Annotated in this window: 8 protein-coding genes; 5 read left to right on the top strand and 3 right to left on the bottom strand. The window is 59.7% G+C overall.

All coding sequences use genetic code 11. From position 1 onward, the window contains the following. Positions 1 to 77 (top strand): hypothetical protein (locus D6877_RS29755; RefSeq protein ID WP_239687984.1); only part of this gene is annotated, 77 nt, incomplete at its 5' end. 57 nt (positions 78 to 134) lie between these two features. Here the strand turns inward: D6877_RS29755 and D6877_RS02060 are convergent. Beyond that, positions 135 to 347 carry a cold-shock protein gene (locus D6877_RS02060; RefSeq protein ID WP_130909680.1) on the bottom strand — a complete coding sequence of 71 codons (213 nt, stop codon included), beginning with the start codon at positions 345 to 347 and terminating at the stop codon, positions 135 to 137. Positions 348 to 395: 48 nt separating this feature from the next. Then, complete coding sequence (locus D6877_RS02065; protein WP_241662833.1) at positions 396 to 638, bottom strand: hypothetical protein; 243 nt, start codon at positions 636 to 638, stop codon at positions 396 to 398. A 222-nt stretch (positions 639 to 860) separates the two neighbouring features. On the opposite strand from D6877_RS02065, the gene D6877_RS02070 reads away from it, so the two are divergent. After that, positions 861 to 1,418, top strand: a complete 558-nt coding sequence (locus D6877_RS02070) for a DUF2780 domain-containing protein (protein WP_130909676.1) — start codon at positions 861 to 863, stop codon at positions 1,416 to 1,418. Between the two features lies 1 nt (position 1,419). Here the strand turns inward: D6877_RS02070 and D6877_RS02075 are convergent, their stop codons facing one another. Further along, the gene (locus D6877_RS02075; RefSeq protein WP_130909677.1) at positions 1,420 to 2,307 is read right to left on the bottom strand and encodes an acyltransferase; all 888 of its coding nucleotides are present in this window, start codon (positions 2,305 to 2,307) and stop codon (positions 1,420 to 1,422) included. A gap of 246 nt (positions 2,308 to 2,553) precedes the next feature. Here D6877_RS02075 and D6877_RS02080 point away from each other — a divergent pair, with 246 nt between their 5' ends. The 3 genes from D6877_RS02080 (at position 2,554) to creC (ending at position 5,228) form a co-directional block, all read left to right on the top strand. Further along, on the top strand, positions 2,554 to 3,060 hold the full coding sequence (locus tag D6877_RS02080; RefSeq protein ID WP_016772839.1) for an ATP-dependent zinc protease: 507 nt from the start codon (positions 2,554 to 2,556) through the stop codon (positions 3,058 to 3,060). Between the two features lie 69 nt (positions 3,061 to 3,129). Continuing rightward, positions 3,130 to 3,810, top strand: coding sequence for a two-component system response regulator CreB (gene creB / locus D6877_RS02085; RefSeq protein ID WP_130909678.1), 681 nt, complete (start codon positions 3,130 to 3,132; stop codon positions 3,808 to 3,810). Further along, entirely contained in the window at positions 3,810 to 5,228 is a 1,419-nt protein-coding gene (gene creC, locus D6877_RS02090) for a two-component system sensor histidine kinase CreC (RefSeq protein WP_130909679.1), read from the top strand. Before creB ends, creC begins: the two co-directional genes overlap by 1 nt. Positions 5,229 to 5,392: the final 164 nt, after the last annotated feature.

Genomic DNA, 5,392 nt, shown 5'->3' on the forward strand with positions numbered 1-5,392 from the left:
AAGGTTACGGCGAGTTCGATGCGGGTGTGCCGAAGAAGTTTGTGATTGATCCGCACAAGTTGTTCAGTGCGGCGTAAGTGTTAGCGCAACGCAAAACGGCGACCTCAGGGTCGCCGATTTTTTTTGGTTATGGTTCATTCAACGCGGACTTGAGCTGCTTGCAAGCCTTTCTGTCCCTTCTCGGCCACGAATGAAACTGACTGTCCTTCTTTGAGCGATTTGAATCCATCGGATTCAATTGCCTTGAAATGGACGAAGAGGTCAGCACCGCCATCAGCAGGGGTAATAAATCCAAAGCCTTTATCGTCGTTAAACCACTTTACGGTACCGCTTGTTCTGTTTGACATATCCATGCTTCCTGTTTGCTTTTCAAAACCAAGGATCACGACCAGGATTTATCTGTTCCTTCTGTCGCGAACCAGTCGAACATTGATTGCGTATTGCTGCCCTGTATCGCTTTTTATCACTTCATAACTGACCCTTCGTCCGGCCTTGATTTCTCCAATGATGGGATCGTTCGGATCAACGCAAAAGATGATTGCTGAGGGTTGCGCAATCACTTCCTTTGCAGCGCCCTTGGACGGTCTCTTCACCGGCGCGATGATCGAGTCGTCGCGGTCTGACAATCGCTTCTCCATCGCAGCACCTCCCTCAGAATGATCCGCGGCAAACTTGTCTCGAATTCAAATCTAAACAACTCGAATTGAGCTGATAACTGTTAGGTTTGACAGTTTTTAGAAACGTTTTGGAATAGCCTGAATATCAATTTGGAATGACCGGAACATGCCACCGGATCCCCGGTCAAACCGGCAGTTTCGTCGCCGTGTCCGGTGGCAGCTTTTCCCCAAGAGGATGTCTGAATGAAGATTTCACGCGGTTTTGCCCTGGCATCGCTCCTGACCCTGGCCGCCGGGCCGGTGTTTGCCGGGTTCAGTCTGAATGACGTGGCCGGCGTGGTGTCGGGGATGCAGGGTGGTGACAAGGCGGCCGCTGCGGCGCCGACCTCGGAAACCGCTGGTTTGTTGAGTGCGCTGAGTGCGCTGGACGTCACGCCGGAGCAGGCTGTTGGCGGTACCAGCGCGATGCTTGGGCTGGCAAAGAATCAGTTGAGCAGCACCGACTATTCGCAACTGGCCAAGGAAGTGCCGGGCATCGACAAGTTGTCCGGTGGCAGCGGCAATCTGGCGGCGCTCGGGGCTTTGCTCGGTTCGTCCGGCAAGTCCGCCGGGCTTGAAAATGCGCTGGGCAATGTCAAAGACAGCAACGACCTGAACAACGCGTTCAGCGCGCTGGGCATGGACAGCGGCATGATCGGGCAGTTTGCCCCGGTGTTGCTGCAATACCTCGGTCAGCAGGGCGTCGGTGGTTCGCTGTTGAGCAGCCTGGGCAGCATCTGGGGTGTCGGCAGCGGCACTTGAGTCAGCGGCGCTCGTTGCGCAGCTCGACGATGCGTTGATCCTTCTCGGTCCAGAGCTGGTTGACCCAGTTCTGGACGTGTTGGCGAAAGGCCGGATCTTTCTCGTAATCGCCCTGCCACAGCGTCGGGTCGAGTTCGCGGGTCCTGATGTCGATGATCACTCGCGGCACGTTGCCGCTGATCAGGTCCCAGAAGCCCGGGATTTTTTCCTGCGGATACACCACCGTCACATCAAGCATCGCGTCGAGCTGTTCACCCATCGCTGCCAGCACGAACGCCACGCCGCCGGCCTTGGGTTTGAGCAAGTGGCTGAACGGTGAATCCTGCTGGGTGCTTTTCGCCAGGGTGTAGCGGGTGCCCTCCAGATAGTTCACCACCGTCACCGGCTGCCGTTTGAACAGCTCGCACGCCGCTTTGGTGATTTCGAGATCCTTGCCCGCCAGCTCGGGGTTCTTTGCCAGAAAGGCTTTGGTGTAGCGCTTCATGAACGGGTAATCCAGCGCCCACCACGCCAAGCCGAGGAACGGCACCCAGATCAGCTCTTTCTTCAGAAAGAACTTGAAGAACGGCGTGCGCCGGTTGAGGGTCTGGATCAGCGCCGGAATGTCGACCCACGATTGATGGTTGCTGACCACCAGATAGGACGTGTCGCGGCGCAGATCGTCGCCGCCGCGTATGTCCCATTGCGTCGGGATGCACAGCTGGAAGATCAGCTTGTCGATCTCGGCCCAGGTCTCGGCAATCCACATCACCGCACCTGATGCGTGGTCACGCCAGCGCCCGGGTGCAACCAGTTTGAGCAGGGCAAACACCATCAACGGCCCGATCAGGATCAAGGTGTTGAGCAACAGCAGCAGGGTGACGAAACAGCCGGTGAGCAGGCGGCGCATAAGCAACTCTATGAAGTGGCAGGGGCGAGCCATGATAAGCAGCTTCGCGCAGCAGGCCAAATCGGTGCTGACGAATGTTTCACTTTTCAAACCGTAAGATCAAAAGATCGCAGCCTTCGGCAGCTCCTACACCGATCCCTGTAGGAGCTGCCGAAGGCTGCGATCTTTTGATCTTGATTCAGCCGAACGAATTCAAAGGTGACGGTCTAAAATCCCGTTGCCCAACCTCCCAAGGAAGCCCCTTACGTGAAATCCCTCCTTGCTCTGTTTGCCCTTGTCGCGCTGCCGGTCATGGCCGCCGAGCCGACGCTGTACGGTCGCTACGAATACATCGCGCTGCCGGAAATCGGTGGCGAAGTGCTCAAGGCCAAGATGGACACCGGCGCGCTGACCGCCTCGCTGTCGGCCAAGGACATCGAGACCTTCACCCGTGATGGCGAAGACTGGGTGCGTTTCCGCCTCGCCACCAAAGATGCCAGCAACAAGGTTTTCGAGCATAAGGTCGCGCGCATCAGCAAGATCAAAAGCCGTTCCGACGAGGACGATGAAGAGCGCGACAGCAGCGATGTCGCCAAGCGCCCGGTGGTCGATCTGGAACTGTGCCTGGGCAACGTCAAGCGCACCGTCGAGGTCAACCTGACCGACCGCAGCCACTTCAACTATCCGCTGCTGATCGGCGCCAAGGCCTTGCGCGAGTTCGGCGCGGCGGTCAACCCGGCGCGGCGCTACACCGCCGACAAGCCTGACTGCTAAGTGGTCTGATTGACGTAACCCCGGGCTTGGGGCACCGTTCGCGCACTAACTGCCACGGGCTCGGACGCCATGCCGCACATCCTGATTGTCGAAGACGAAGCGGCGATTGCCGACACACTGATTTTTGCCTTGCAGGGCGAGGGGTTCAGCACCACGTGGCTGAGCCTCGGCGCGGCGGCGCTGGAGCATCAGCGACAAACCCCGGCCGACCTGATCATTCTCGATATCGGTTTGCCGGACATCAGTGGCTTCGAAACCTGCAAGCAGTTGCGACGCTTCACGGAAGTGCCGGTGCTGTTTCTCAGCGCCCGCGACGCCGAGATCGACCGCGTGGTGGGCCTGGAGATCGGCGCCGACGATTACGTGGTCAAGCCGTTCAGCCCGCGTGAAGTGGCGGCGCGGGTCAAAGCCATCCTCAAACGCATGGCGCCGCGCGCAACCCTGGAAGCAGGCTCAACGCTGTTTCGCATTGATGCCGAACGCGTGCAGATCAGCTATCGCGGCCAGCCGCTGAGCCTGACCCGCCATGAATTCCGCTTGTTGCAATGCCTGCTCGAACAACCTGAGCGGGTGTTCAGCCGCGAGCAATTGCTCGATGCGCTGGGCGTAGCGGCCGATGCCGGTTACGAGCGCAGCATCGACAGTCACATCAAAAGCCTGCGCGCCAAGTTGCGCCTGGTGCGCACCGAGGCCGAGCCGATCCAGACCCATCGCGGCCTCGGTTACAGCTACAGCCCGGGGCACAGCTGATGTCGCTGGGGCTGCGGATCTTTCTGGTGTATGTGCTGTTTGTCGGCCTGACCGGTTATTTCGTCCTCAACACGGTGATGGAAGAAATTCGCCCCGGCGTGCGCCAGTCCACCGAAGAGACGCTGGTGGACACCGCCAACCTGATGGCAGAAATCCTGCGCGACGATTTCAAGGCCGGCACCCTCAGCGAGAACCGCTGGCCGCAATTGCTCCGTGCCTATGGCGAGCGGCAGCCGCAAGCGACCATCTGGGGCTTGCCGAAAAACCAGGTCAACCACCGCATCTACGTCACCGACGCTAAGGGCATCGTTGTGCTCGACTCCAGCGGCGTCGCGGTCGGCCAGGATTATTCGCGCTGGAACGACGTCTACCTGACCCTGCGCGGCGAGTACGGCGCGCGCTCCAGCCGCAGTGATCCTGACGATCCGAGCTCTTCAGTGATGCACGTCGGCGCGCCGATCCGCGACAACGGCAAGATCATCGGCGTGGTCACCGTGGCCAAGCCCAACAGTTCGCTGCAACCCTACGTTGATCGCACCGAGCGGCGCTTGCTGTTTTACGGCGCCGGACTGATCGGCCTCGGCCTGCTCTTCGGTGCCTTGCTCTCATGGTGGCTCAGCCGCGCGCTGCACCGTTTGACCGGTTATGCCCAAGCGGTGAGCGAAGGCCGGCGCGTGGAAGTGCCGCATTATCGCGGCGGTGAGCTGGAGCAACTGGCCACAGCGGTTGAGCAGATGCGCACCCAGCTCGAAGGCAAGGCCTACGTCGAGCGTTACGTGCACACCCTGACCCATGAATTGAAAAGTCCGCTGGCGGCGATTCGGGGCGCGGCGGAGTTGCTGCAAAGCGAGATGCCGGCCGTCCAGCGTTTGCGCTTTGTCAGCAACATCGACAGCGAAAGCGCGCGGATGCAGCAGTTGATCGAGCGCCTGCTCAACCTGGCGCAAGTCGAGCAGCGCCAAGGGCTGGAAGAACGGGTGGCAGTGCCGCTGGCGCTGTTGGTCGCAGAATTGCTCAAGGCGCAGGCCGCGCGGATCGAGGGCAAACAACTGCGCGTCGAGCAAGCGATCGGTGAGGAGTTGCTGCTGATTGGCGAGCCGTTTCTGCTGCGTCAGGCGTTGGGAAATCTGCTGGAAAATGCACTGGATTTCACCCCGACGCAGGGCCTTTTGCGCTTTAGTGCCGAGCGGGTTGGCGAGCACGTCGAGTTCCGCCTGTTCAACCAGACCACGCCGATTCCCGATTACGCCTTGCCACGCCTGACCGAACGCTTCTACTCGTTGCCGCGCCCGGACAGCGGACGCAAGAGCACCGGGCTGGGGCTGAACTTCGTTGAAGAAGTGGTCAAGTTGCATGGTGGGGTGATGCGCATTAGCAATGTCGAGGGCGGGGTTGAGGTGGTATTGCGCTTGCCTTGAAACCGAGTCGCGACCTTCGCGAGCAGGCTCGCTCCCACAGGGGAATGCATTCTCCACACAATCTCCATATTCCCCGCACATTCCCTCCACACCGCATCGCCAGACTCCCCCCATCCAAACAGGGAGAGTCCCATGAACAAGAATCTGACCATCAAACTCGGCGC

The organism is Pseudomonas sp. Sample_9, from assembly GCF_004307535.1.
Taxonomy (GTDB): Bacteria; Pseudomonadota; Gammaproteobacteria; order Pseudomonadales; family Pseudomonadaceae; genus Aquipseudomonas; species Aquipseudomonas mercuritolerans.

What these genes read in the sequence shown, in the direction of transcription:
- D6877_RS02060 (WP_130909680.1), bottom strand. Translation starts at nt 347, where the DNA reads ATGTCAAACAGAACAAGCGGTACCGTAAAGTGGTTTAACGACGATAAA.
- D6877_RS02065 (WP_241662833.1), bottom strand. Translation starts at nt 638, where the DNA reads ATGGAGAAGCGATTGTCAGACCGCGACGACTCGATCATCGCGCCGGTG.
- D6877_RS02070 (WP_130909676.1), top strand. Translation starts at nt 861, where the DNA reads ATGAAGATTTCACGCGGTTTTGCCCTGGCATCGCTCCTGACCCTGGCC.
- D6877_RS02075 (WP_130909677.1), bottom strand. Translation starts at nt 2,307, where the DNA reads ATGCGCCGCCTGCTCACCGGCTGTTTCGTCACCCTGCTGCTGTTGCTC.
- creB (WP_130909678.1), top strand. Translation starts at nt 3,130, where the DNA reads ATGCCGCACATCCTGATTGTCGAAGACGAAGCGGCGATTGCCGACACA.
- creC (WP_130909679.1), top strand. Translation starts at nt 3,810, where the DNA reads ATGTCGCTGGGGCTGCGGATCTTTCTGGTGTATGTGCTGTTTGTCGGC.